General features: G+C 65.3%; 1 pseudogene. It reads left to right on the top strand.

The features are described from left to right. A pseudogene (locus D7X30_RS43965) lies at positions 1-245 on the top strand (hypothetical protein); the annotation flags it as partial.

The raw sequence follows: 245 nt of genomic DNA, 5'->3' as shown, positions 1-245 counted from the left end.
CCGCTCCCCTCGGCGGAGTTCGCGGTACAGGACGGGCACCTGCTGGCCCACCAAGGGGTGCCATCGGTAGTGGACCTGGGCAACTTCCGAGATGCCTACGGCAGAATGAACGGGGCGCTGCCCTGGGCCGTAAAAACTTTCTCTTTGTCGGCCACGAGGCCGCGGGGGAAAACCTCGCTGGCCTCTATGCACTGGTGGCCACCTGCGAGGCCAACGGCGTCAATCCCGAGGACTACCTCGCGGAT

Origin of the sequence: Corallococcus sp. AB011P (assembly GCF_003611605.1) — a bacterium.
In the GTDB taxonomy this organism is placed as follows: Bacteria; Myxococcota; Myxococcia; order Myxococcales; family Myxococcaceae; genus Corallococcus; species Corallococcus coralloides.
The sequence above is the reverse complement of the archived record's forward strand: the minus strand, read 5'-3'. Positions and strand labels throughout refer to the sequence as shown.